General features: G+C 69.6%; 23 protein-coding genes. 11 read left to right on the plus strand and 12 right to left on the minus strand.

All coding sequences use genetic code 11. The annotated features are described in order from the left end of the window. The first annotated feature begins 5 nt into the window (after positions 1-5). On the plus strand, positions 6-839 hold the full coding sequence (locus ACZ7LY_RS04200; protein WP_471622955.1) for a TerD family protein: 834 nt from the start codon (positions 6-8) through the stop codon (positions 837-839). A 45-nt stretch (positions 840-884) separates the two neighbouring features. Here ACZ7LY_RS04200 and ACZ7LY_RS04205 read toward each other — a convergent pair whose 3' ends face one another. The 6 genes from ACZ7LY_RS04205 to ACZ7LY_RS04230 all read right to left on the minus strand — a co-directional run bounded on the left by ACZ7LY_RS04205 (position 885) and on the right by ACZ7LY_RS04230 (position 5,525). Continuing rightward, the gene (locus tag ACZ7LY_RS04205) at positions 885-1,628 is read right to left on the minus strand and encodes a TerD family protein (RefSeq protein ID WP_471622956.1); all 744 of its coding nucleotides are present in this window, start codon (positions 1,626-1,628) and stop codon (positions 885-887) included. 201 nt (positions 1,629-1,829) lie between these two features. After that, the gene (locus tag ACZ7LY_RS04210; RefSeq protein WP_471622957.1) at positions 1,830-2,975 is read right to left on the minus strand and encodes a DUF475 domain-containing protein; all 1,146 of its coding nucleotides are present in this window, start codon (positions 2,973-2,975) and stop codon (positions 1,830-1,832) included. Positions 2,976-3,045: 70 nt separating this feature from the next. Then, positions 3,046-3,621 carry a TerD family protein gene (locus ACZ7LY_RS04215; RefSeq protein ID WP_471622958.1) on the minus strand — a complete coding sequence of 192 codons (576 nt, stop codon included), beginning with the start codon at positions 3,619-3,621 and terminating at the stop codon, positions 3,046-3,048. A 107-nt stretch (positions 3,622-3,728) separates the two neighbouring features. Continuing rightward, positions 3,729-4,304, minus strand: a complete 576-nt coding sequence (locus tag ACZ7LY_RS04220) for a TerD family protein (protein WP_471622959.1) — start codon at positions 4,302-4,304, stop codon at positions 3,729-3,731. Positions 4,305-4,446: 142 nt separating this feature from the next. Next, on the minus strand, positions 4,447-4,905 hold the full coding sequence (locus ACZ7LY_RS04225; RefSeq protein WP_471622960.1) for a peroxiredoxin: 459 nt from the start codon (positions 4,903-4,905) through the stop codon (positions 4,447-4,449). 188 nt (positions 4,906-5,093) lie between these two features. After that, complete coding sequence (locus tag ACZ7LY_RS04230) at positions 5,094-5,525, minus strand: DUF3052 domain-containing protein (protein ID WP_471622961.1); 432 nt, start codon at positions 5,523-5,525, stop codon at positions 5,094-5,096. A gap of 441 nt (positions 5,526-5,966) precedes the next feature. Here ACZ7LY_RS04230 and aceE point away from each other — a divergent pair, with 441 nt between their 5' ends. After that, on the plus strand, positions 5,967-8,714 hold the full coding sequence (gene aceE, locus ACZ7LY_RS04235) for a pyruvate dehydrogenase (acetyl-transferring), homodimeric type (protein WP_471622962.1): 2,748 nt from the start codon (positions 5,967-5,969) through the stop codon (positions 8,712-8,714). Positions 8,715-9,268: 554 nt separating this feature from the next. Here the strand turns inward: aceE and ACZ7LY_RS04240 are convergent. The 3 genes from ACZ7LY_RS04240 to ACZ7LY_RS04250 form a co-directional block, all read right to left on the minus strand. Next, the gene (locus tag ACZ7LY_RS04240) at positions 9,269-9,580 is read right to left on the minus strand and encodes a small hydrophobic protein (RefSeq protein WP_471622963.1); all 312 of its coding nucleotides are present in this window, start codon (positions 9,578-9,580) and stop codon (positions 9,269-9,271) included. A gap of 81 nt (positions 9,581-9,661) precedes the next feature. Then, positions 9,662-10,120, minus strand: coding sequence for a peptidase inhibitor family I36 protein (locus tag ACZ7LY_RS04245; protein ID WP_471622964.1), 459 nt, complete (start codon positions 10,118-10,120; stop codon positions 9,662-9,664). Between the two features lie 367 nt (positions 10,121-10,487). Beyond that, the gene (locus ACZ7LY_RS04250; protein ID WP_471622965.1) at positions 10,488-12,098 is read right to left on the minus strand and encodes an MFS transporter; all 1,611 of its coding nucleotides are present in this window, start codon (positions 12,096-12,098) and stop codon (positions 10,488-10,490) included. 110 nt (positions 12,099-12,208) lie between these two features. Between ACZ7LY_RS04250 and ACZ7LY_RS04255 the strand changes: the two genes are divergently transcribed. From ACZ7LY_RS04255 to ACZ7LY_RS04285, 7 genes are all read left to right on the plus strand, one after another. Beyond that, positions 12,209-12,922, plus strand: coding sequence for a TetR/AcrR family transcriptional regulator (locus ACZ7LY_RS04255; RefSeq protein ID WP_471622966.1), 714 nt, complete (start codon positions 12,209-12,211; stop codon positions 12,920-12,922). A gap of 160 nt (positions 12,923-13,082) precedes the next feature. Then, complete coding sequence (locus tag ACZ7LY_RS04260) at positions 13,083-14,294, plus strand: alpha/beta hydrolase (protein WP_471622967.1); 1,212 nt, start codon at positions 13,083-13,085, stop codon at positions 14,292-14,294. Positions 14,295-14,370: 76 nt separating this feature from the next. Then, complete coding sequence (locus tag ACZ7LY_RS04265; RefSeq protein ID WP_471622968.1) at positions 14,371-15,249, plus strand: DUF4429 domain-containing protein; 879 nt, start codon at positions 14,371-14,373, stop codon at positions 15,247-15,249. A 243-nt stretch (positions 15,250-15,492) separates the two neighbouring features. Beyond that, positions 15,493-16,767, plus strand: a complete 1,275-nt coding sequence (locus ACZ7LY_RS04270) for a sensor histidine kinase (RefSeq protein WP_471622969.1) — start codon at positions 15,493-15,495, stop codon at positions 16,765-16,767. Between the two features lie 15 nt (positions 16,768-16,782). Further along, the gene (locus tag ACZ7LY_RS04275) at positions 16,783-17,457 is read left to right on the plus strand and encodes a response regulator (RefSeq protein ID WP_471622970.1); all 675 of its coding nucleotides are present in this window, start codon (positions 16,783-16,785) and stop codon (positions 17,455-17,457) included. A 185-nt stretch (positions 17,458-17,642) separates the two neighbouring features. Further along, positions 17,643-18,773: an alpha/beta hydrolase gene (locus ACZ7LY_RS04280; protein WP_471622971.1), complete on the plus strand. Its 1,131-nt coding sequence runs from the start codon at positions 17,643-17,645 to the stop codon at positions 18,771-18,773. After that, positions 18,770-19,999, plus strand: coding sequence for an acyltransferase family protein (locus ACZ7LY_RS04285; protein ID WP_471622972.1), 1,230 nt, complete (start codon positions 18,770-18,772; stop codon positions 19,997-19,999). The genes ACZ7LY_RS04280 and ACZ7LY_RS04285 overlap by 4 nt, the downstream gene beginning before the upstream one ends. 250 nt (positions 20,000-20,249) lie before the next feature. On the opposite strand, the gene ACZ7LY_RS04290 is transcribed toward ACZ7LY_RS04285, so the two are convergent. Together ACZ7LY_RS04290 and ACZ7LY_RS04295 are read right to left on the minus strand one after the other, a co-directional pair. After that, positions 20,250-21,299, minus strand: coding sequence for an aldo/keto reductase (locus tag ACZ7LY_RS04290; RefSeq protein WP_471622973.1), 1,050 nt, complete (start codon positions 21,297-21,299; stop codon positions 20,250-20,252). Positions 21,300-21,304: 5 nt separating this feature from the next. Further along, complete coding sequence (locus ACZ7LY_RS04295; protein WP_471622974.1) at positions 21,305-21,772, minus strand: MerR family transcriptional regulator; 468 nt, start codon at positions 21,770-21,772, stop codon at positions 21,305-21,307. A gap of 93 nt (positions 21,773-21,865) precedes the next feature. On the opposite strand from ACZ7LY_RS04295, the gene ACZ7LY_RS04300 reads away from it, so the two are divergent. Beyond that, on the plus strand, positions 21,866-22,333 hold the full coding sequence (locus tag ACZ7LY_RS04300) for a GNAT family N-acetyltransferase (RefSeq protein WP_471622975.1): 468 nt from the start codon (positions 21,866-21,868) through the stop codon (positions 22,331-22,333). A gap of 10 nt (positions 22,334-22,343) precedes the next feature. Then, positions 22,344-23,153: a serine hydrolase domain-containing protein gene (locus ACZ7LY_RS04305; protein WP_471622976.1), complete on the plus strand. Its 810-nt coding sequence runs from the start codon at positions 22,344-22,346 to the stop codon at positions 23,151-23,153. Positions 23,154-23,425: 272 nt separating this feature from the next. Here ACZ7LY_RS04305 and ACZ7LY_RS04310 read toward each other — a convergent pair whose 3' ends face one another. After that, a complete protein-coding gene (locus ACZ7LY_RS04310) occupies positions 23,426-24,082 on the minus strand; it encodes a pirin family protein (RefSeq protein ID WP_471622977.1) in 657 nt (218 codons plus the stop codon). Between the last annotated feature and the right edge of the window lie 39 nt (positions 24,083-24,121).

A 24,121-nucleotide genomic window follows, 5' to 3' on the forward strand; every position in this document is an offset into this window, starting at 1 on the left:
CGGGCATGACGCACGCGATGCTCAAGGGGGCGAACATCCCGCTCGACGCCACGGCGGTGCGCGCCGTGCTCCGCTGGACCCCGGGGCAGGGCGTACCGGATGTCGACGCGTCGGCGCTGCTGCTCGCCGGGGACGGCCGGGTCCGTTCCGACGAGGACTTCGTCTTCTACAACCAGCCCCGGCACCCGTGCGGCGCCGTGTGGCGACTCGGCAAGAAGCGCGTGGCCGAGGGGCTCACGGACACCGTGCAGGCCGATCTCGCGGGGGTGCCCGCCGAGGTCTCCCGCGTGCTGCTCGTGGCGTCCACGGACCCCGCCGAAACCCCTTTCGAGCGCGTCCCGGCGCTGCGCATGTTCGTCTACGACGCGGCCTCCGAGGGCGGTGAGGCCCTCGCCCACTTCGACATCAAGCCCGAGACGGGCGCGGAGACCGCGCTGATCTGCGGCGAACTGTACCGGCGCGGCGACGGCTGGCGACTGCGCGCCGTCGGCGAGGGCTATTCGAACGGGCTGGTGGGCCTCGCCACCGACTTCGGCATCTCCGTCGAGGACTCCTCCGACAGCGATCCGACCCCGGCGCCCTCTCCTTCGCCGGCCCCTGCTCCCGCGCCCGCGGCCCCGGCCGCTCCGGCACCGCGGCCCGCCGCCGCGGCCGCCGCCGTGACCTCGTTCCCGCTGCCGCCGCAGCAACCCCCGGTGTACGGCTATCCGCAGCCCTCGACCCAGCCGACTCCGCAGCACCAGCCCGCGTACGGCTACCCGCAGCCGGTCGCGGCGCCGGCGGCCCCCGGGCCGGAGTTCCGGCTCCCGCCCCAGGGCCCGCAGTTCATCGGCCGTTGACGGGCGCGGGGGCCGGAGCCACGGCCCCCGCGTGCCCGCAGGCCCCTACCGTCCGCTGACGGTCTTGTAGCCGCGTCCCCACTGCAGGCCCCAGCCGTAGAGCCGGTCCAGCTCCGCCTGGAACCCGTACACGAACTTCACCTCGCGCCGCACGACGAGGTCGCCCTTGACGTTCTCGATGGTGACGACGGCGCAGGAACGTGCCTGCGGCGCCCGCTCGTCGAGGCTGATCTCGATGCGCGGCCCATTGCCCGGGTAGAGCGTCACATGGGCGTGCGTACGGTCGAACGCCGGCGTCTGGTCGTAGATGTAGACGAAGACGAGCAGGCGTTTGATGGAGTCACGATGATCGAGATTGACGTAGATCGTCTCACCGGACGCCGAGCCGAACCGGTCGTCCCCGCTGAGCTTCACGTACGGCGGCGCGTTCAGATCCCCGAAGAAGTTCCCGAGGGGCTGTACGACGCCCTTCTCGCCGTCCTTCATCTCGTACAGGACGCCGAGGTCCAGGTCGACGTTGACCATGGACTGCGTGTGCGCCTGCACGACGTCGGGCTTGAACATGCTGAACGGATTCTTCAGCAGGCTGTTCCTCTCCGGCCCGCCGATGTCCGACGTGCGCATCCGCCAGGACAGGTTGATCCGCAGATTCCCGGTGGCCGCGCCCTGCTTCTCCAGCGAGACGACCGGGTGCCGCTTCGTCAGCTCGATGGCGTTGGTCGCCGCGCTGCCCGAGTCGAAGTCGAACTGCGCGCCGCGTCCGCTCCATAGCTTGTCCCAGAAGGACATACCGCCCCCAAATGCCGTTCCCGTACTGCCCCTTGCCGGCGTGTGCCGTCACGTCCTCACACGCCGACGGGGCGGCCGGCCAAGGACTCGTCCTCGTACGACCGCCCCGTCCAGAGCGTTCCAGGAACCGGCCCCCGGTCAAACACCGGGTTCCCGCTCCGTGTTCGGACCGGCCACCGCGCGCGTGGCCGGCCGGCGGCGTCAGACCCCTGAGGGGACTTCCGCCTTGCCGTCATTGCCCGCGCTGCCCTCTTCGGCCGCGATCCGCTTGTTGCGGCGGACCGAGGAGAGGAACGACCAGGCGATCAGGACCACACCGACGAGGCCGGTGATGACCTCGTTGATCTCGTAGCGGATGGTGACCAGCAGGATCACGGCGAGCGCGCCGATCGCGTAGTGCGCGCCGTGCTCCAGGTAGACGTAGTCGTCGAGCGTGCCCTGGCGGACCAGGTAGACGGTGAGCGAACGCACGTACATGGCGCCGATGCCGAGGCCGAGCGCCATCAGGACGATGTCGTTGGTGATGGCGAACGCGCCGATCACACCGTCGAACGAGAACGACGCGTCCAGGACCTCCAGGTAGAGGAACATGAAGAACGCGGCCTTGCCGGCCAGCACGACGGCGGACTTCGGCTTGCCCTCGCGGGCCGCCTGCTCCTCCGCCTCGTGCTCGCGCTCCTCTTCCTCCTCCAGGCGGTTCTCGAAGAAGCCCGACAGACCGCCCACGACCAGGTACGTGATCAGGCCGGCGATACCGGAGATGAGCACCGTGGACTGCTTGTCGACGTGCACGCCACCGTGCTGGTGGGCGTGGATGGCGAACGTCATGGAGGAGACCAGCAGCACGATCAGCGCGATGCAGACCGACAGCATGTCGACCTTGCCGAGCTTGGCGAGCGGACGCTCGATCCAGCGCAGCCACTGGATGTCGCGGTCCTCGAAGATGAAGTCGAGGAAGATCATCAGCAGGAACATGCCACCGAAGGCGGCGATGGACGGGTGCGCGTCCGTCACCAACTGCTGATAGCGGTCAGGCTGGTTGAACGCCAGGTCGACCGCTTCCACCGGGCCCATCTTGGCGCTGATCGCCACGATCACGACGGGGAAGACCAGCCGCATGCCGAAGACGGCGATCAGTACGCCGACGGTGAGGAAGATCTTCTGCCAGAAGGCGTTCATCTTCTTCAGGATTCCGGCGTTGACGACCGCGTTGTCGAAGGAGAGCGAGATCTCCAGGATCGCGAGGATCGCGACCACTCCGAACGCGGTCCATCCGTCATAGAAGACGGCCGCGATCAAGCCGAGCACGGTGATCGCAAACGACCAGCCGAAGGTTTTCAGAACCACTGGCTACCCCATTGTGTGTACGGGTTTCCCCGTGCTGGTTGTACGGGGCTCCCCCGCTCCGCGCACGGCTTTACGAAACATTGACCCCGAAGTCTAGAGCGATGCCCCGCAGCCCCGACGCGTACCCCTGTCCCACTGCACGGAATTTCCACTCGCCTCCATAGCGGTACACCTCGCCGAAGATCATCGCGGTCTCGGACGAAGCGTCCTCGGAGAGGTCGTAGCGCGCCAGCTCCTGGCCGTCCATCTGGTTCACGACGCGGATGAACGCATTGCTGACCTGGCCGAACGTCTGGCCCCTGTTGTCCGCGTCATGGATCGAGACAGGGAAGACGATCTTGTCGCAGGTCGCCGGAACCTTGGAGAGGTCGACGATGATCGACTCGTCGTCGCCCTCGCCCTCACCCGTCAGGTTGTCGCCGGTGTGCTGGACGGAGCCGTCGGGGCTCGTGAGCTGGTTGTAGAAGATGAACCACTCGTCGCCCATGACCCGGCCCCCGCTGCACAGCAGTGCGCTGGCGTCCAGGTCGAAGTCCGCTCCGGTGGTCGTGCGTACGTCCCAGCCGAGGCCGACGAGGATCTGTGTGAGGTTGGGTGCGGCCTTGGAGAGGGAGACATTGCCTCCCTTGGCGAGCGTGACGCCCATGATCGTGGTCCTCCCCGAGTTGTGGTGCGCTGCCGTGGTCGAGCGCGTCCGGCGCCGCACTGTGCGTAGTGCGGCGCCGGACGGTGAGCGTGGTGCGGTGCTTCGGCTCAGACGTTCACGCCGAAGTCCTGCGCGATGCCGCGCAGGCCCGAGGCGTAGCCCTGGCCGATGGCACGGAACTTCCACTCGCTGCCGTGCCGGTACAGCTCGCCGAAGACCATCGCGGTCTCCGTCGAGGCGTCCTCGGAGAGGTCGTAGCGCGCGATCTCGGCACCACCGGTCTGGTTCACCACGCGGATGAACGCGTTGCGCACCTGGCCGAAGGACTGCTGGCGGTTCTCGGCGTCGTAGATCGACACGGGGAACACGATCTTGTCGACATCGGCCGGCACGGCGGACAGATCGACCTTGATCGCCTCGTCGTCGCCCTCGCCCTCACCGGTGGTGTTGTCACCGGTGTGCTCGACCGAGCCGTCCGCGCTCTTGAGGTTGTTGAAGAACACGAAGTCCTGGTCGTTACGGACCTTGCCGTCGGCGTTCGTCAGGATCGCGCTGGCGTCGAGGTCGAAGTCCGTACCGGTGGTGGTACGCACGTCCCAACCCAGTCCGACGACGACCGCCGTGAGGCCGGGGGCCTCCTTGCTCAGCGATACGTTGCCGCCCTTGCTGAGGCTGACTCCCACGAGTCCTCCCTGTGGTCTGAGGGGCGGGAAGCCCCGTAGTACGTCCGGCATCCGATCAACGTCTGGATCCTAGTGAGGGGTTCCCGCCTGCGGCGAGGCATCTCACTGCGTTGTCGGGCCGCCCGGGGTACGGGCGGGCCGCTCAGAGCGCGTCGATGGCCTTGACGTACTCGTTCAGGTCGCGGGCGTCGGGCAGCCCGTTGACAACGGTCCAGCGCACGACACCCTCCTTGTCGATGATGAACGTGCCGCGCACCGCGCAGCCCTTCTCCTCGTCGAAGACGCCGTACGCGCGCGAGGCCTCACCGTGCGGCCAGAAGTCCGAGAGCAGCGGGTACTCCAGGCCCTCCTGCTCGGCGAAGACCCGCAGGCTGAACGGCGAGTCGTTCGACACGGCGAGCAGCTGCACGTCGTCGTTGACGAACTTGGGCAGCTCGTCGCGCAGGGCGCACAGCTCACCGGTGCACACCCCCGTGAAAGCGAACGGGTAGAAGAGCAGCACCACGTTCTTCTCGCCCTTGAAGTCCGAGAGCCGCACGGTCTCGCCGTGCTGGTTCCGCAGCTCGAACTCCGGAGCCTTGGTGCCGACCTCGATCGCCATGGTGAAGTTTCCCTTCGACGCGCCTGTTCGGGTGATCCCAACCCTAGTGCGCCGCCGTGAGCGACCCGTCACAGCCCGCCGGGGGCGTCACCGGGGCGGAACACGTCCGCGCGCACGTGAGGCCCCCGGGACGGCGCTCACACGCCGCCCCGGGGGCCTCACCGCGTTCCCTGTGTCTGCTGGGACGCTCAGCGCTTCTTGGCGGCCGTCTTGGGCGTCACCATCCTGCTCCCGGTCCAGTCCTTGCCCACGCTGACCCCCTTGGTCTGCGAAAGCCCGGCCGTCGTGGCCGCCTCGCCGATCTCGCTCGGCTCGACGTACCCGTCACGCCCGGTCTTCGGGGTCAGAAGGAGGATGTAGCCGCCCTCTTCGATGTACGTGGTGGCATCCACCAGCGCATCAGTAAGGTCCCCGTCGTCCTCACGGAACCAGAGCACCACGGCATCAGCCACGTCGTCATAGTCCTCGTCGACGAGATCGCTGCCGATGGCGGCCTCAATGACCTCACGGAGCTCCTGATCGACGTCGTCGTCGTAGCCGATCTCCTGGACCACCATGTCGGGCTGGAAACCCAGCCTTACGGCAAGGTTCGTCTCCGCGTGGTCCGCGGTCGCGCTCACGGATTGCCTCCTGATCATGTTTACGAAGTTGTCTGCGGCCCCGCGCACGCGCGAAGCATTGGCCGTAGTCCACACGTGCGCGACGGATCGCGCAAGTACCCGGCCTCCGAGACCGCCGAAACGGTGACGTTCCAGGCGGTCTCGCCGCAACTGTTGTCAAGGCTCCCCGCAGGCCAGTGATGTATGCCACAGCATTCTGCCGGGTTTGCCCGCCCTGCGCCGCCGGGGCGGACGGCCAGGGCCGAACGGCCCCACGGAACACCTGAGCGACATGAGCGTATCGTTGCGATTTGTTCGCAGCCGCTCCCGGGTGGTCGCTCCTCGACGCGTCACCTCCAGATTTCGTCTCGGCAGAGATGACGATTCCGATTTCGAGGTACACGATGGACAACGGCGCACCCGACAGTGGAACAGTGGCATCACCGACAGTGAAGGAACAGCGTGGCTTCCGGATCCGATCGCAACCCGATCATCATTGGCGGTCTCCCCAGCCAGGTCCCGGACTTCGATCCTGAAGAGACCCAGGAGTGGCTCGACTCCCTCGACGCCGCAGTCGACGAACGCGGCCGCGAGCGGGCCCGGTATCTGATGCTCCGACTGATCGAGCGGGCCCGCGAGAAGCGCGTGGCCGTGCCCGAGATGCGCAGCACGGACTACATCAACACGATCGCCACCAAGGACGAGCCCTTCTTCCCCGGCAACGAGGAGATCGAGCGCAAGGTCCTCAACGCGACCCGCTGGAACGCCGCGGTGATGGTCTCCCGCGCCCAGCGCCCCGGTATCGGCGTCGGCGGTCACATCGCCACCTTCGCCTCGTCGGCGTCGCTGTACGACGTGGGCTTCAACCACTTCTTCCGCGGCAAGGACGAGGGCGACGGCGGCGACCAGATCTTCTTCCAGGGCCATGCCTCCCCTGGCATCTACGCCCGCGCGTATCTCCTGGACCGGCTCACCGAGGATCAGCTCGACGGCTTCCGCCAGGAGAAGTCCAAGGCGCCCAACGGGCTGTCCTCGTACCCTCACCCGCGTCTGATGCCGGACTTCTGGGAGTTCCCCACCGTCTCCATGGGCCTCGGCCCCCTCGGCGCGATCTTCCAGGCCCGGATGAACCGCTACATGGAGGCCCGCGGCATCGCCGACACCTCCAAGTCGCACGTGTGGGCCTTCCTCGGTGACGGCGAGATGGACGAGCCCGAGTCCCTCGGTCAGCTCTCCATCGCCGCCCGCGAGGGCCTCGACAACCTCACCTTCGTCGTCAACTGCAACCTGCAGCGCCTCGACGGCCCGGTGCGCGGCAACGGCAAGATCATCCAGGAGCTGGAGTCGCAGTTCCGCGGCGCCGGCTGGAACGTGATCAAGCTCGTCTGGGACCGGAGCTGGGACCCGCTGCTCGCCCAGGACCGCGACGGCGTCCTGGTCAACAAGCTGAACACGACGCCCGACGGCCAGTTCCAGACCTACGCCACCGAGACCGGCGCCTACATCCGCGAGCACTTCTTCGGCGACGACCAGCGGCTGCGCTCGATGGTCGAGAACATGACCGACCAGCAGATCCTGCACCTCGGTCGCGGCGGCCACGACCACAAGAAGATCTTCGCCGCGTTCACCGCCGCCAAGGAGCACAAGGGCCAGCCGACGGTCATCCTCGCCCAGACGGTCAAGGGCTGGACCCTCGGCCCGAACTTCGAGGGCCGCAACGCCACGCACCAGATGAAGAAGCTCACGGTCGACGACCTCAAGGGCTTCCGTGACCGCCTGCACATCCCGATCTCGGACGCGCAGCTCGAAGCCGGCCCGCCGCCCTACTACCACCCGGGCCACGACTCCGAAGAGATCGAGTACATGCACGACCGCCGCAAGGCGCTGGGCGGCTATGTCCCGACCCGCGTCGTGCGCGCCAAGCCGCTCCAGCTCCCGGACGACAAGGCGTACGCGACGGTGAAGAAGGGCTCCGGCCACCAGTCGATCGCCACCACCATGGCCTTCGTCCGGCTGCTCAAGGACCTCATGCGGGACAAGGAGATCGGCAAGCGGTTCGTGCTGATCGCGCCCGACGAGTACCGCACCTTCGGCATGGACTCCTTCTTCCCGAGCGCGAAGATCTACAACCCGCTGGGCCAGCAGTACGAGTCCGTGGACCGCGAACTGCTGCTCGCCTACAAGGAGTCCCCGACGGGACAGATGCTGCACGACGGCATCTCCGAGGCCGGCTGCACCGCGTCCCTGATCGCGGCGGGTTCCGCGTACGCGACGCACAACGAGCCGCTGATCCCGGTCTACGTCTTCTACTCGATGTTCGGCTTCCAGCGCACCGGCGACCAGTTCTGGCAGATGGCCGACCAGCTCGCGCGCGGCTTCGTCCTCGGCGCCACCGCCGGCCGGACGACGCTCACCGGCGAGGGGCTCCAGCACGCCGACGGCCACTCCCAGCTGCTGGCGTCGACGAACCCGGCCTGCGTCGCCTACGACCCGGCGTACTCCTACGAGATCGCCCACATCGTCAAGGACGGTCTGCGCCGGATGTACGGCCCGACCGCCGACGGCAAGCCCGGCGAGGACGTCTTCTACTACCTGACCGTCTACAACGAGCCGATCCAGCACCCCGCCGAACCGGCCGACGTCGACGTCGAGGGCATCCTCAAGGGCATCCACCGCATCAGCACCGGCACGGACGGCTCGATCCCGGCGCAGATCATGGCGTCCGGCGTCAGCGTCCCGTGGGCGCTGGAGGCCCAGCGGATCCTCGCGCAAGACTGGGACGTACGCGCCGACGTCTGGTCGGCGACGTCGTGGAACGAGCTTCGCCGCGAGGCGGTGGAGGTGGAGCGCCACAACCTGCTGCACCCCGAGGAGGAGCAGCGCACGCCCTACGTGACGCAGAAGCTGTCCGGCGCGCAGGGCCCGTTCATCGCGGTGTCGGACTGGATGCGCTCGGTCCCGGACCAGATCGCCCGCTGGGTGCCCGGCACGTACCAGTCGCTCGGCGCCGACGGCTTCGGCTTCGCCGACACCCGGGGCGCCGCGCGCCGCTACTTCCATATCGACGCCCAGTCGATCGTGGTCGGCGTGCTGACGGAACTCGCCCGTGAGGGCAAGGTCGACCGCTCGGTCCTCAAGCAGGCGATCGACCGCTACCAGCTCCTCGACGTCACGGCCGCGGACCCCGGCACGGCCGGCGGCGACGCGTAGGAACCTGCTCAGCGACGCCCCGGCCCTCCCACAGGAGCGGGCGGGGCGCCTGGAAGCCTCGGCTTCCTCGGCAGTCTTTTCGAACCGAGGGCGGTGGGACCGTGCGTCCCGCCGCCCTCGGGCGTTTCCCGCGCCCGTGGGCCGTGCTCGTACGTGGATGTGCATACCTCTCGCCCCCCCCGTTGCCGCCCGCCGACCGGGATGCACCACCAAGTCGGAGGCTGCTCGCTTCTTCACGCCCCTTCGACACCCGACTCCGGAGCTGCCGAAGTCCTGTGCGGCCCGCCACGCCCTCCCCTGGGCGACAGCGAGGCTCGTTCCTCTTGCGCCTGCGGCTCTCTCTTCTTCGGCGCGCCGACGTACAGGCGCACGCCCCTCCCCCGCCGGGCTGTATGGCTTCTGTTTCACACGTGGCCCCGGGAACTCTCGTCCCGGGGCCACGTGAAGCTGACCGCTCGGCCCGGCTGCCGGTCCGGCCCGACCTCTTGGATTTCTGAGATCGGTCAACCGGAACCGATCAGCCGGTGTTCGGCCGAAGGCTGGTCACTGACTGCTCAGAACACCCCTCCGGCGGTACCGCCCACCGCTGAGGCCAGCGAGACGATCGCTACCAGGGTGTCGATCGCGCCGAGCACGACCGCGACCAGTGCCGGTATGGACTGCGTACCGGTCCATCGCCGCCCCATGGCGAGCCAGCCGCAGATCACGGCGGCCGGTCCGAGCACGACCGGCAGGACGATAAGTCCAGCGATCGCGCACACGAGGCCGATGATTCCGAGCGTCGCGCGGTCCGGCCCGCTCCGTGACCACGTACGGCCACGTGAGCGAGGGTTCTTGCGCGTGGTGTGTCCGAAGCCCGCCATCATCACTCCCTGAGTTAGTTCGGACTCGGGCGATGGTTCGGGTACCCCGGATAGCGGGCTCAATCATCCTTCCGCCGCTGCCCGTTATCTCTCCCAGACCTTGAACGCCCGCGCCTTGTAAGGAGATTCGGGCTCATAGGTACCGCTGCCGGGGTACGTCTGGAACTCTCCCGTCTCCGCGCACTTCGCCGACTGGTAGGTGGTGACGGGCCGGCCCGTGCGGTTGGCGAGCGACGCCGCGCTGTCCCCCTCCGGCAGCGCGACGCAGCTCTCGATGTCGATCGTGGACAGCTCGTAGACGTGCCGGTTCCCCTTGAACCCGGCCTTGCTCCACAGACACAGCTCCCCCGCGGCGCACTTGCCGAGCGCCGTCGGCGGGGCGGCCGCGGTGGCGAGACTCGGAGTCAGCGCCACAGCCGCGAGAGCGATGGCCGCAATGGTCATCGGCAGCTTCGCCGCCGGTCCGGTCCGCGACGCCGTGTCCGATGTGCGCGCCGGCTTCGACGTGGACGCGGACCCGGTCGTGGATGCAGGTGTACGCATGTGCTTCAACCCCCGTGTCGGTTCGACCAGTTGCCTTCGCTCCTGATCACTTGCCAGACACTCTGGCCCGGCGGGTCGGGTTCGGGGAAGGGCTGTCGAGCGACGTCACCCGGATAAGCGAAAGCCCCCGGAAAGTTCCCGGGGGCTTCCCACTCAAGAGCGGTTTCAACGCGTGTGAGTCACTAAGTCACGACCCCTGACACCGCTGTGACCTGCGCTGTCGATCCTGAACAGGCGGAGGGAGGCGGTCGTGGACGGCCGGGCGACAGCATCCGACCGCAAAGCCGTGTCACCGATCCGGCGCACCTCACCGGCGTCGCGCGGCGCGGCGGACCCGGCAGACAGCCGACCGGGTCCGCCGACGGGGTCAGATGTGCGCGGCGCCCGCGCCGGCCTCCGCGTTGTCCCCGCGCTTGGTCAGGAGCGCCACAAGCACGGCGACGAGCGCGACCCCGGCGGCGACCAGGCAAGCGAGGCTCATGCCGGAGATGAAGGTGTCGTGCGCGACGTCGGTGATCTTCTGCGCGAGCGTGGCCGGCATCTCCTTGGTCACCGGAGCCACACCGACCTGCACGGCCTGCGACGCCTGGTCCAACTGCGCCGCGTCGAGCGGCGGGAGCTTGGCGTCCGCCCAGTTGCCCGCGAGGTCGTTGTCGACCTTCGAGGCCATCACCGCGCCGAGAACGGCCGTACCGAGGCTGCCGCCGATCTGCATCGCGGCCTGCTGGAGGCCGCCCGCGACGCCGGACAGCTCCATCGGCGCGTTGCCCACGATGACCTCGGTCGCGCCGACCATCACGGGGGCGAGACCGAGCCCGAGCAGCGCGAACCAGACGGACATGATGCCGCTGCCCGTGCCCGCCTCCAGCGTGGACATGCCGTACATGGCGGTCGCGGTGAGCGCCATGCCGCCCGCGAGCGGGATCCGCGGACCGACCTTGGTGATCATCGCGCCGGCCAGCGGGGAGCCGACGATCATCATGCCGGTCAGCGGGAGCAGGTGCAGTCCGCTGTCCACCGGACTCATGCCGTGCACGTTCTGCAGGTAGAACGTGACGAAGAACAGGCCGCCCATGAACGCGATGGCCATGAGCACCATGAGCACCACACCGGCCGACAGCGGCACGGAGCGGAACAGGCCCAGCGGGATGAGCGGCTCGGCGACGCGCGTCTCCCACAGGGCGAACAGCACGAAGCAGAGCACCGACGCCGCGATGAAGGTCCAGGTCAGACCGTCGCCCCACCTCCAGGCGGGCGCCTTGATCAGGGCCCACACCAGGCAGAACATGGCGCCGGAGAGCAGCACGATGCCCGGGATGTCGAAGGACCGCGGCGCGTTCTCGGCCCGGTGGTCCAGGAGGATCACGAGACCGAGGACGAGGGCGAGGACGCCGACCGGGACGTTGATGAAGAAGACCGACTGCCAACTGACGTGCTCGACGAGCACACCGCCGAGGATGGGGCCGCCTGCGGTGGAGGCTCCGATGACCATGCCCCAGATACCGATGGCCATGTTGAGCTTCTCGGCCGGGAACGTCGCACGCAGCAGACCGAGCGCCGCCGGCATGAGCAGCGCGCCGAACAGGCCCTGGAAGACGCGGAAAGTGATGACGAGCGCGATGCTGTCGGACAGTCCGATGGCTCCGGAGGCGGCGGCGAACCCGACCACGCCTATGAGGAACGTCTGGCGGTGTCCGAACCTGTCGCCGAGCTTGCCCGCGGTGATGAGAGTGACCGCGAGGGCGAGGAAGTACCCGTTGGTGATCCATTGGACGTCGGCGAAGCTCGCGCCGAGGTCCTTCTGAATGGCCGGATTGGCGATGGCGACGATGGTCCCGTCGAGCGCGACCATCATCACGCCGATGGCGACGGAGAAAAGAGTCAGCCAGGGGTGGCCGCGCAGCCCCTTGGCAGGTGTCGGGGAGGACTCGGGCTCCGGCGCCCGGTCCGCCTTGTCGACAGTGGTCTGACTAGTCATACGTTCGAGGCTAGTGACAGTCACTGACAGTTGACAAAGCATTTAACAAGTCAGTAACTGTCACGTCGCTCACACTAGGCTGAGCTGCACAAACAGCCGGAAAGAGGGTCATGGCGACGCGATTGAACCTGCGCGAACTGAAGAAGCAGCGGACGCGAAGCGCCCTGCTGCGCGCGGCACTCGAGCTGTTCACGTCCCAAGGGTTCGAAGAGACGACGGTGGACGAGATCGCGGAGGCCTGCGAGGTCTCGCAGCGGACGTTCTTCCGCTATTTCGCGAACAAAGAAGAGGTCGCTTTCGCCGTGCCCGAGATGCTGGAGGCACGCTTCGTCGCGGCGCTGCGCGAGCGCCCGGCGGAGGAAGGCCCGTTCGAGGCGCTGCGTCACACGGTCCTCGCCACGTGGGACGACCTCAGCCGCTCCGTCGAGCAGGTCATCCCGGTGGAACTGCACATGCGGGCCTACCAGATGATCGAGTCCACCCCCAGCCTGATGGCGGCGCACCTGCGGCGCTCCGCCGAACTGGAGAAGGAGAACGCCGAGGTCATCTCGGTCCGGGAGGGCCTGGACCCCGCGTCCGACCTGCGGCCCCATGTGACGGTCGCGGCCTTCAGCGGCGTGATGCGCCTCGCGGGCCGACTCTGGGGCGCCCGCCAGGACGCGAGTCTCGCGTCGCTGCGTGCGCTCACCGAGTCGTGCCTCGACCACATGACACCGTCACTGGGTGAACGCCACCCCTCCGACGGCCCCGACGGCAGCCGCCCCAACGGCGGCCCTCCGGACAGCGACCCCCGAGGCTCGGGGAACGTGAGCGCGGCCACGTGATCCCGGTCGCACACACGCGCGCGTAGGGCGCAACAGTCCTACACAGAGCGTGAGGAGTCACCCTCGACAATGCCCGCTTTTACCCAAAACCCCTGCGGAAAACGTGATCTGCCTCACCCGCCGCACGGAGCGGCTCACGCTTCTCCTAGGGTGTTCCGCAGTGACTTCCTTCGACTCCTCCCCCCAACTCAACGTCTGGCGCGCACTGCTCGCGCTGGCCGTCGTGTTCGTCATGCTGGCGACCACCGGCTGGACCGCCGTGCGTCACCACCGGGGCGTCACATCGCCGCTCCAGGCCACGCTCACCTCCTGGGAGCACGGCCGGATACACGGACACGCCCTGCCGTCCCCCAGCGCCTCTCCCCAGCGCCTGGCCCGCTTCTTCGGCTCGCTGACTCCGCACGAGCGCAGCCGTCTCGCCGCCCGCTATCCCCTGGCGGTCGGCAACATGAACGGCGCCCCCGTCGACCTGCGCTACCGGGCCAACCGGATCGCGCTCGACCAGGCGCGCGCCGTCGAGGCCAGACGCACTCATGACAACCGTCTGTCGGAGCTGGGGCAGAGCGACGCGCAGCAGCGCATGAAGCGCTTCGCCCTGCTGATGAACCCCGACCGCAAGATCCTCGCGTTCGACCCCATGGGCAACGGCCGAGTGGCGGAAGTCTTCGGCGACCTGGACAAGGCGCAGCGCGTCTCGGTCGTGATCCCGGGCGTGGACACGAACGTGCTCACCTTCCAGCGGACGTTCCGTAAGTACTCGGCCCCGGTGGGCATGGCGCGCTCCCTGTACGCCGCCGAGCGCACCACGAGCCCCGGTACGCGGACCGCGGTCATCGCCTGGGCCGACTACACGGCGCCCGCCGGGCTCGGGGTGGACGCCGCCACGTCCATGCGGGCGAACGACGGCGCGGTGCGGCTCAACGCCTTGCTGCGCGCTCTGCCCGGCGCGTCCCCCGTGGCCCTGTACTGCCACAGCTACGGGTCCGTGGTGTGCGGCATCGCGGCCCATCACCTGCCCGCGCGCGTCAGCGACATCACGGTCGCCGGCAGCCCGGGGATGCGCGCGGACACCGCCGCGGGCCTCGGCACACGCGCGCGCGTGTGGGCCACGCGCGACAAGGACGACTGGATCCAGGACGTGCCCTACATGGAGGTGGGCGGCCTCGGACACGGCGCCGACCCGGTCTCCACAGCGTTCGGCGCGCGCGTGATCGCCTCAGGTGACGCCAAGGGCCACACCGGTTACTTCGCGCCGGGCACCGAGAGCCTGAGGAACTTCGCCGAGATCGGAACTGGCGCGTACCGATCGGTGCGGTGCGCCGGCGGAACCGAGCGCTGCCAGGAGGGTTTTTCCGGCAGCGCGACCGCCTGACGCGCGTAGAAAACGGCAGAACAGCGGTCCGACGCAACAGGCGACGGAGGGACGCGTGCCGCATACGATGAGCCGCATGGGTGACGTACTGGCTGGATTTCATGCCGCCTGGGAGTTCGAGGACGACTCCGTGCTCATCCGCTTCGAACGGGGGATCCGCACGCCGAAGCTCTTTCAGGCGCTCGGCGAGCGCCGCATCCCTCTGGAGGCGGTCACGGAGGTGACGCTGACCCCGGGCAAACGCGGGACCGTGGTGCTGCACGCCGTACCCAGACCGGGCGCCGATCCGCTGATGGACGCGGCGGCCGGCCAGTTGAAGGAGAGCTGCGATCCGTATCGGCTGGTGCTGCCCGCCGAACGGGAGACGCTCGCCGAGTACTACGCCGACGAACTGCGCGCCCGGCTGACCGCGGACGAGGACGTCCGCACGGACGGCTATCTCGTGGCGCCGCCTGACGCGCCGCTGCAGTTCAAGGCGTACGACGGCAAGGCGTCCTTCGATGGCTCGGCGGTCTCCTTCCGCTGGTTCTGGACGGGGGCGTCGTCGGCGAAGTGGAAGGCAGGCGACAAGACCTTCCCGGTCTCCGATCTGAACGGGGTGGAGTGGCGCTCCCCCGAACTCTTCGAGGGATACCTGCGGCTGCTGCGGCGCGACGACGCCGAGCCGCGAGCGGACCAGGCCGACCAGGATCCGGCGGCGGTCGTCTTCGGACTGGGCTACGGGCCCGTGCACGAGTCGCTGCCCTTCGCGGCGTCGGTGCTGGCCGCCGTGCGCTGCGCGGAACCGGTGCCGTCCACGGAGAAGCTGCGCGCCGAGGCGACGGTGCCGTCGGCGCGGCGTGATCCCGCGGACATCGCCGACCGCATACGTCACCTCGGGGAACTGCATCAGGCGGGCCTGGTCACGGACGCCGAGTTCACGACGAAGAAGGCCGAGCTGCTGGCCGAGCTGTGAGGCACTCGGTCACGCGCGCTGCCCCACACAGCGGTCTCGAGCTCGGGCTTCGGTGATACCTGGGTATGAGGTCCGGTTGAGCACCTGGGTATGACGGCGCGGCGGGGGTGCGCTGCCTAGGCTGAGCGGACCATGAGCGCTGCGTCGAAGGACCCTGGTCACTCGCCCCACTCCCCGGAGGACAGTTCCGGCGGCAGGGGACGCGGCCCGTTGCCCGGGCGAATGCGTGACGGGCTTCGCGGCATGGGAGCCCGGCTGGCCGCCGCGGGCTCGGAGTTCACGGTCGCCGTGAGCGAGGACCGCTCCGACCCTCTGCTGGCGCATGCCTCGAAGCGCTGGATACGGCTCCTGCCGTACGTGATCGCGCTCGGGTTCACGGCCACGCTCATCCCCGTCACGACCCAGGTCCTCTCGAACGACTACGGGGTGGGAGGCGGTCTCGCGGGTGCCCTCGGGGTTGCCCAGGCCGCGCCCCTGATGCTCGCTGTCAGCCGGCCGCTGACCGCCTGGTGCATCGTGTTCCCCGCCGACGTCCTCGGTGCGCTCGCCCTCCTGCACGGCGATGCGGGGCGGCCGTCCCCCTGGTCGGCGCCCGCCCTCGTGGGCTACCTGGCGCTGTGCGTCGCTCTGGCCCTGCGCCAGACCCGCCGCACACTCATCGGCATCTGGGGGGTCACGGTCGCGGCCGGCATCTGTCTCGGCTTCTTCCGCGATGCGAGCAGTCAGGACACCGGCTTGCTGCTCATCGTCCTCAGCGGTGGCGTGCTGCTGCTGGGGGCACTGCTGCGCGAGCGCGGGGAGACCCGCCGCAGACTTGTCGAGCAGGAGACGATCAGCGACGCCGAGCGGACCCGGCGCACACTCCTGGAGGAGCGTGCCAGGATCGCCCGCGAGTTGCATGATGTCGTGGCGCACCACATGTCCGTCATCACCGTGCAGGCGGACTCGGCGCCCTACCGGCTGCCAGGGCTCGGCGACGAGACACGCAAGGAGTTCGAGTCCATCGCGGCGGGCGCACGCGAGTCACTGACCGAGATGCGCCGCCTGCTGGCTGTGCTGCGCAGTGAGGAAGCGGAAGGCGACCTCACGCCTCAGCCTGGGTTGGCGGACCTGCGGCAACTGGTCGAGGCGACCGTACGGGGAGGAGTACCGGCGTCCCTGTCGTACCCGGAGCTGACGCTCGTGGCGGAACTGACCGAGCTGCCTCCGGCCGTCGAACTGTCCGCGTACCGCATCGTGCAGGAGGCCCTCGCCAATGTGGTCCGGCACGCGCCGGGCGCGCGGGCGCAGATCTCGGTGGGCCTCGATGAGGACGCGCTGCTGGTCGTCGTGGTCAACGGTCCGGCGCCCGGGCGCGTCTCTCCGTTGGAGACCTCCGGGACAGGACACGGGCTGATAGGGATGAACGAGCGCGTACGTCTGGTCGGCGGCACGCTCGACGTGGGCCCGTTGCCCGACGGCGGGTTCCGTGTTGCCGCCCGGCTGCCTCTGACCGTTCCCGAGTCCATGACGGCGTAAAGGATTTCAGCACGCATGACGATCCGCGTGATCATCGTCGACGATCAGAGCATGGTGCGGGCCGGTTTCGCCGCGCTACTTGCGGCGCAGAGCGACATCGACGTCGTGGGCGAGGCCCCGGACGGCAAACAGGGCGTCGAGGTGAGCCGTGCGACACATCCGGACGTGGTCCTCATGGATGTCCGCATGCCGGAGATGGACGGTCTGGCGGCCGCCCGTGAACTGCTGAACCCGCCGCCCGGGGTCGAGCACATCCCCAAGGTCCTCATGCTCACCACGTTCGACGTGGACGACTACGTCTACGCGGCGCTGCGGGCGGGAGCCTCGGGGTTCCTGTTGAAGGACGCCCCGCCGGCCGATCTGATCTCCGCGGTGCGCGTCATCGCGTCCGGCGAGGCGCTTCTCGCGCCGACCGTGACGAAGAGACTCATCCTCGACTTCGCCAGGACCCGTCCCCCGCGCAAGGAGCGTTCCCCGCGGCTCAACAGCGTGACGCCGCGCGAACTGGAGGTCCTGGAGCTGATCGCGCGAGGGCTGTCCAATCAGGAGATCGCGCAGAAACTGGTACTCGCCGAGCAGACGGTGAAGACTCATATCGGGCGCCTGCTGGCGAAGTTGGGGCTGCGTGACCGGGCCCAGGCCGTGATCTTCGCCTACGAGGCCGGAGTGGTGTCGCCGGGCGAGTCATAAGCCCGGCCCCCGGTATCAGGCCGTTCAGCCTGATCAGCGCCCCGTCCGTCCGGCACCCCCTACTGGGGTATGAGCGACGGATACCCAGGTATCAGGCTCGACTTGGCTCCGTGGTGTGACGATCCGCGCCATGCCGTCTTCCTACCTTCCCCTCGTCACACCGACGAACGGAGGGGAGACGGGCGATGGGCCTGGGTTTCTGGAAACGACGCGGACGACGGACGCTGGTCGCCGCCGCCTTGGTGACGACGGTTGTCGCCGGCACCGCCGGGTGGGCATCCGGCTCCGGGCAGAGCCCGCTGACCGGGCCGCCGCCCGGCTCGGCCGCCTGGCGATCGGACGCCTCCCTGCATCGGGCTCTGCCCGATCCGGAGAAGGCCACGCCGAGACAAGTAGCGGCGTTCTTCTCCGGGTTGGTGCCCAGCGCCCGACGTGAGCTGGTCCTGCGGCACCCCTCGGTCGTGGGCAACCTGGACGGGGTCCCGGTCGAGCTGAGGTACGCGGCGAACAAGCGGACGTTGCGCGCTACGCGGGCCCAGGCGCTCCGGGAAAGCCGTGACGCCTCGCTGACGGATCAGGAGCGGTCGGTGGCCCGTGCGCTCGCCGGTCGCTGCGCGGAACTGCTCGCCCCGAGCCGTCACATCCTCGCGTTCGACCCCCGGGGGCGCGGTCAAGTCGCGGAGGTGTTCGGCGACTTGGCACAAGCCCGGCACGCCGCGGTGGTCGTGCCGGGGTCGGACATCGATCTGGGCTCGTTCGACCGGACCCGCGACGCGTACGGCACTCCGGTGGGCATGGCGCGGACCCTGTACGCGGCCTCCGGCCTGCGCACCGCCGTCGTGGCGTGGGTCGGCTACACCACACCGCTCGGTCTCGGCCCGGACGCGGCCACCGGTCGGCTGGCCGAGGCGGGAGCGCCCCGGCTCGCACGTTTCGTCCAGGGGCTCGCCGCCTCGGGCGTGGCCAGGCCCTCCGTCTTCTGCCACAGCTACGGGTCGGTGGTGTGCGGCCTCGCGGCGCCCAGACTCCTCGCCTCCGACCTGGTGGTGGTCGGCTCACCCGGGGTCCGCGCCGCCCATGTGGCCGCCTTGCACACCAGGGCCCGAGTGTGGGCCGCCCGCGACGCGAGCGACTGGATCGCCGACGTACCGAACGTCGAGTGGTTCGGCCTGGGACACGGCCCCGACCCCACCTCGCCCGCGTTCGGCGCGCGGCACGTCCCCGCAGAACGCGCGCAGGGCCACACCGGCTACTTCGCTCCCGGCACGGATTCCCTCCGCGCCTTCGCCAAGATCGCCACCGGAGCCGTGTCATGACGCTCTCCACTCTGCGGTCCTCCGCCTCCTCGACGATCACCACCATCGACGCGAAAACACCCGCCCACCGGGACCGGGCGGTGGACGGGCTGCGGGCGCTGGCTCTGCTCGCCGTACCGACCGGGCACTGGCTGCTGGGCGGCTTCACCCTCGACGCCCAAGGCGCCATGCACAACGCGAGCCCCCTGTCCGCCTTCGGCTTCTTCGCCCCGCTGAGCTGGGTGCTGCAGATGCTCGGCGTCTTCTTCCTCGTCGGGGGCTACGCGTCGGCGCTGTCCTACCGGCGCTCCCTGGAGCGGGGCTCGTCCACGGCCCTCTGGCTGCGCGGGAGACTGGCTCGCCTCGGGCGGCCCGTGCTCGGGGTGGCTGCCGTCTGGGCGGCCCTGGCAGCGGTGTTGTACGTGCTCGGAGTGCCGGAGACCACGTTGCGGACCGGGGCCACGCTGGTGATCCAGCCGTTGTGGTTCGTCGGCGTCTACACAGTGATCACCGCGCTCACACCCTGGTGTGTCCGGCTGGCACGGAAGTGCGGCGCCTGGAGCGCGGTCCCGTTGATTGCAGCGGTCGCCGTCGTCGATCTCCTGCGCTACGGGCCCTGGTCCTCGGAGATGCCGTCCTGGCTGAGTCTGCTGAACCTGTTGCCGGGGTGGCTGTTCGCTTACCAACTGGGCCTGGCTTGGGGCGAGAAGCGGCTGGGCCGGCGAGGAGCGTGGCTGCTGCTGGCCGGCGGGTCGCTCCTGTTCGCCCTTCTCCTCTGGGTCTTCCACTACCCGGCTTCGATGGTCGGCGTCCCCGGCCAGACGCGGACGAACTCCCACCCACCGTCCCTGTTGGTGCTCGCCCTGGCTTCGGCACAGAGCGGCGCGGCGATCCTGCTGCGGGACCGCATCGGCCGGCTGTTGCGGAAGCCCGCGCTCTGGGCGCCGGTCGTGGTGATCAACCTGTCGGCGATGACGATCCTGTGCTGGCACCAGACGGCGATGTTGCTGGCAGCCGTACCGGGGTCCTTCGCCGGCGCGATACCGGGGCTGACCACCGCGCCCGACTCGCTCGGCTGGATAGCGGCCCGCATCGCCTGGCTGCCGGTGTTCGCGGTGCTGCTCGCGCTGGTCGCCCGCCATGCTCGGGCGTTCGAGTCACCGTGGAAGCGGGCGTCACGGGGACGCAGGGCACTGGCCGGCCTGCTCGCCGCCGGGTTCGCGGTGTTCGCCCTGGGGCTGGCGTGAACGGCCTGGGCCGAGTTCACCCGGAGCGGGCCCGCCTGGACCGGAACCAGAACCGAGGCCGAGGCCTGCGGCCCGTGCCAGGTCTCTCCCCCGCCGGTGACCAGCGCAGCTCCCGCTGCCACGGAGGCGGCTGCCTGCACCACGGCTGGCGCGGAGGAGGCCGTCGCGGAGGCGGGAGTCGGGCGCCTCCGGCCGGGACTCCGACAGGGTGGGGCCCGGGCGGGCACGGCGGCGCGACACCTGGGCCGGGTTACTGCTCGCGGCCTGCCGCGGTGGCGCTCATGTCGCGGTAGCGGTCGCCGGCGACCTGGGAGGCGATGGGGTCGAGCATCGCCAGTTCCTCGTCGCTGAGCACGATGCGGGCGGCCGCTGTGTTCTCCTCGATCCGGGTGCGCTTGCGGGTCCCGGGGATGGGGACGACGGCCAGGCCGAAGACCTGCGCGCGCTGTTGCACCCAGGCCAGGGCGATCTGGCCGAGAGAGGCGCCGTGAGCGTCGGCGATCTGGCGGACCGGGGCGAGGAGGGCCGCGTTGGCCTCGGCGTTGCCGCCGGTGAAGCGGGGCTGTTGGCGGCGGAAGTCGTCGTCGGTGAGTTCCTCGTCGGCGCTGACGAAGGAGCCGGTGAGGAATCCGCGGCCCAGCGGCGAGTAGGCGACGAGGGCGACGCCGAGTTCGGCGACGGCGGCCGCCACCGACCGTTCGATGTCGCGGCTGAACAGCGACCACTCGGACTGGACGGCGGCGATCGGGTGGACAGCGTGGGCGGCGCGCAGCTCGGCGGCGGTGACCTCGCTGAGGCCGAGGTGCTTCACCTTGCCGGCGGTGACCAGTTCGGCCATCGCCCCGACCGCTTCCTCGATCGGCACCTGCGGGTCCCGGCGGTGCATGTAGTACAGGTCGACCGAGTCGACGCCCAGGCGCTGGAGGCTGGCGTCGATGCAGGTCCTGATATAAGCGGGGTCGTTCCTGATGACGGTCTTGTACGGGTCGCCGGGGTCGCTCCCCAGGGCGAACTTGGTCGCCAGGGTGATCTCGTCACGATGTGCGGCGACGAAAGGAGCAAGGAACTTCTCGTTCTCGCCGGCGCCATAGACGTCGGCGGTGTCGAACAGGGTGACGCCGAGTTCCAGGGCCCGTTCGAGGGTGGCCCGGGCCTCGTCGCCGTCCGTCGGTCCGTAGGCCCAGCTCATCCCCATGCAGCCGAGGCCCTGAACGCCCACCACGGGCCCGTTCTTTCCCAACTCAACAGTGGAGATGCGCTGCGGCTCGCCCGGCTGCCGCGTCCGTTCTGTGCTGGTCATGCGGTTCAGCCCCTCTCCGACGCCGTGCCGGCGCCCGAGTAAAAGTTGATCTTGAGGTCCAGGACGGCCAGGGTGTCCTGGAGCTCGGCCATACGGTTCAGGACATCGCGGCGGGTCGATTCGAGGAGTTCCCGGCGCTCTTCGAAGGTCTCCTCGCCCAGCCGGACGAGTTCCGCGTAGCGCACCATGTGGGCCACCGGCATGCCGGTGAGGCGCAGCTTGTTCACGAAACCGAGCCAGTCCAGGTCTCGGTTGGTGTAGCGGCGCTGCCCGGTGTGCGAGCGGTTGACGTCGGGCATCAGGCCGATGCGCTCGTACCAGCGCAGGGTGTGGGCGCTCAGTCCGGTGAAGGCCACTACCTCGCTGATCGTGTAGCGGTCCTGGCCGTCCGGCCGCGGATGAGGGCTCGGCGCCGTCGCGCAGACGTCGAGTCTGGTCGGGGTGGATGCGGGGGTGGTGTCCATCACCGTCATGAGCCCCACGCTAGAACCTTGGAGTGCGCTCCAAGCAAGCATGTCGGGAAAACGGGGCGACAGTCGTCGGCCGCCGCGATTACGGTGCCGATCATGGATGTGGTCCGCCGTGCCGTTCCCGAGGACGCCGCCGAACTGGTCAGGCTGCGAAAGATCATGCTGGACGCGATGCGGCCCAGTGACGACGTGTCGTGGCAGCCGGCCACGATCGAGACGCTGAGGCGCGATCTCGCGGACCCTGACGGCGCGTTGACGACGTTCGTCATCGACGCGCCGGACCGGGCCGGTGGCCTCGCGGCCTGCGCGACGGGCACGGTCCACGTGGGTCTGGGCAGCCCCGGCAACCCGTCGGGGGCCTCGGGGCACGTCTTCAATGTGTGCACCGACCCCCGGTATCGCCGCCGGGGGTACTCCCGGGCCTGCATGGAAGCGCTTCTGGCCTGGTACCGGGAGCGCGGGGTGCGCCGGATCGACCTGCACGCGACAGCGGAGGGCGAGCCGCTCTACGCCTCCCTCGGGTTCGCCAGGACCCCCGCTCCATCGATGCGGCTGACGTTCTAGGCTCGTACGCATGCAGAGCCTCGCGTTGATCGAGAACTGGCCGGTCCCGACCGCCGCCGCAGCCGTCGTCCGAGGGGACGGGAGGGTGGTGGGCGCGCACGGCCCGACGGACCACCGTTTCCCGTTGGCGTCCGTCACCAAGCCGCTCGCGGCCTACGCGGCTCTCGTGGCGTACGAGGAGGGCGCGGTCGAGTTGGACGAGCCGGCCGGGCCGCAGGGCTCGACGGTGCGGCATCTGCTGGCCCACACCAGCGGTCTCGCCTTCGACGAGCACAAGACGACCTCGGAGCCGGGGACGCGGCGGCTGTACTCGAACGCGGGCTTCGAGGTGCTCGGGGACCACATCGCGAAGGCCACCGACATCCCGTTCGCGGAGTATCTGCGCCAGGCGGTGTTCGAGCCGCTCGGCATGACCGCCTCCAGCCTCGACGGCTCCCCCGCCAAGGACGGCGTCTCGACGGTGGACGACCTGGCGCGGTTCGCGGCGGAGTTGCAGGCGCCGCGTCTGCTGGACCCGCGTACGGTCGCGGAGGCGATGACCGTGCAGTACCCGGGCACGAAGGGCGTGCTGCCGGGGTACGGGCATCAGAACCCGAACGACTGGGGCCTCGGGTTCGAGATCCGGGACCACAAGGCGCCGCACTGGACGGGGAGTTCGTCGTCGCCGAGGACGTTCGGGCACTTCGGCCAGTCGGGCACGTTCCTGTGGGTCGACCCGGATGCGGGCGTGGCCTGCGTGGCGCTGACGGACCGGGCGTTCGGGCCGTGGGCGGCGGAGGTCTGGCCGCAGTTCACGGATGCGGTGCTCGCCGAGCTCTGAGGGCGGGGACCATCTGCGGTCAGACCTGAAGCACCACCTCGCCGCGCCTGCCCCGGCCGCTCCGAGCTGGGGCGCCCCTCGCCATCCCGGTCCGAGCCGCTCCGACTCGGTCTGCGCCGTGCCGGTCCGCGCGCCGCACCGCCCCGCGCCGCGCCGAGCCGGTCCGCCCCGCGCCGCCCCGCTCCGAGCCGTGCCGGTCCGCACGCCGCCCCGAGCCGGTCCGCGTGCCGCCCCGCGCCATGCACAAGGCAGGCTGGGTCGACCCCGGCGCCTCAGCCCGTCATCTCCCAGATCAGAAGCTCGGCGGGGTCGGTCGCTACCGCGTCGAGGGCTTCCTGGCGGGTGATGCGGGCCGCGTCCCCCGATTCCAGTTCCGCGTCGGCGAGCTGGATCCGGCCGCGCACGACGTGCAGGTAGACGTGGGGGGCGGCGGGCAGTTCGGCGCGTTCGCCGGAGGCCAGGCGGCGGACGTGGAGGAGGGCGCCCGCGGCGGGCACGTCGTAGGGCGTGGAGTCGGCTATGCCGTGGACGACCTCGTAGGCGGGGGCGCCTCCGGGGGTCCGGGGGGCGAGCCACATCTGGAGGAAGGTGAGGGGCTCGGTGCCGTCGTTGCGCTCGACGTGCCGGACCCCGCCGCCCGAGCTGAGGTGCTGGACGTCGCCGGCGCGTACGACGCTCTCGTGGCCGGTGGAGTCGCGGTGGGTGAGTTCGCCGGTGACGACCCAGGTGACGATCTCGGTGTGGCTGTGGGGGTGTTCCTCGAAGCCGGCGCCGGGAGCGAGCCGCTCCTCGTTGCAGGCGAGGACGGCGCCGAAGCGCAGGTTGTCCGGGTCGTAGTGCGGGCCGAAGGAGAACGCGTGGAGGGACTCGATCCCGGCCTCGGGTTCACCTCCGGGATAGCGGTCACCGGAGCGGCGGACATCAATCACGCGCTCCACGGTAGCCGTGATGTGCGGGTTCGTACCGGG

It is taken from the genome of Streptomyces sp. NPDC107550 (assembly GCF_055639095.1).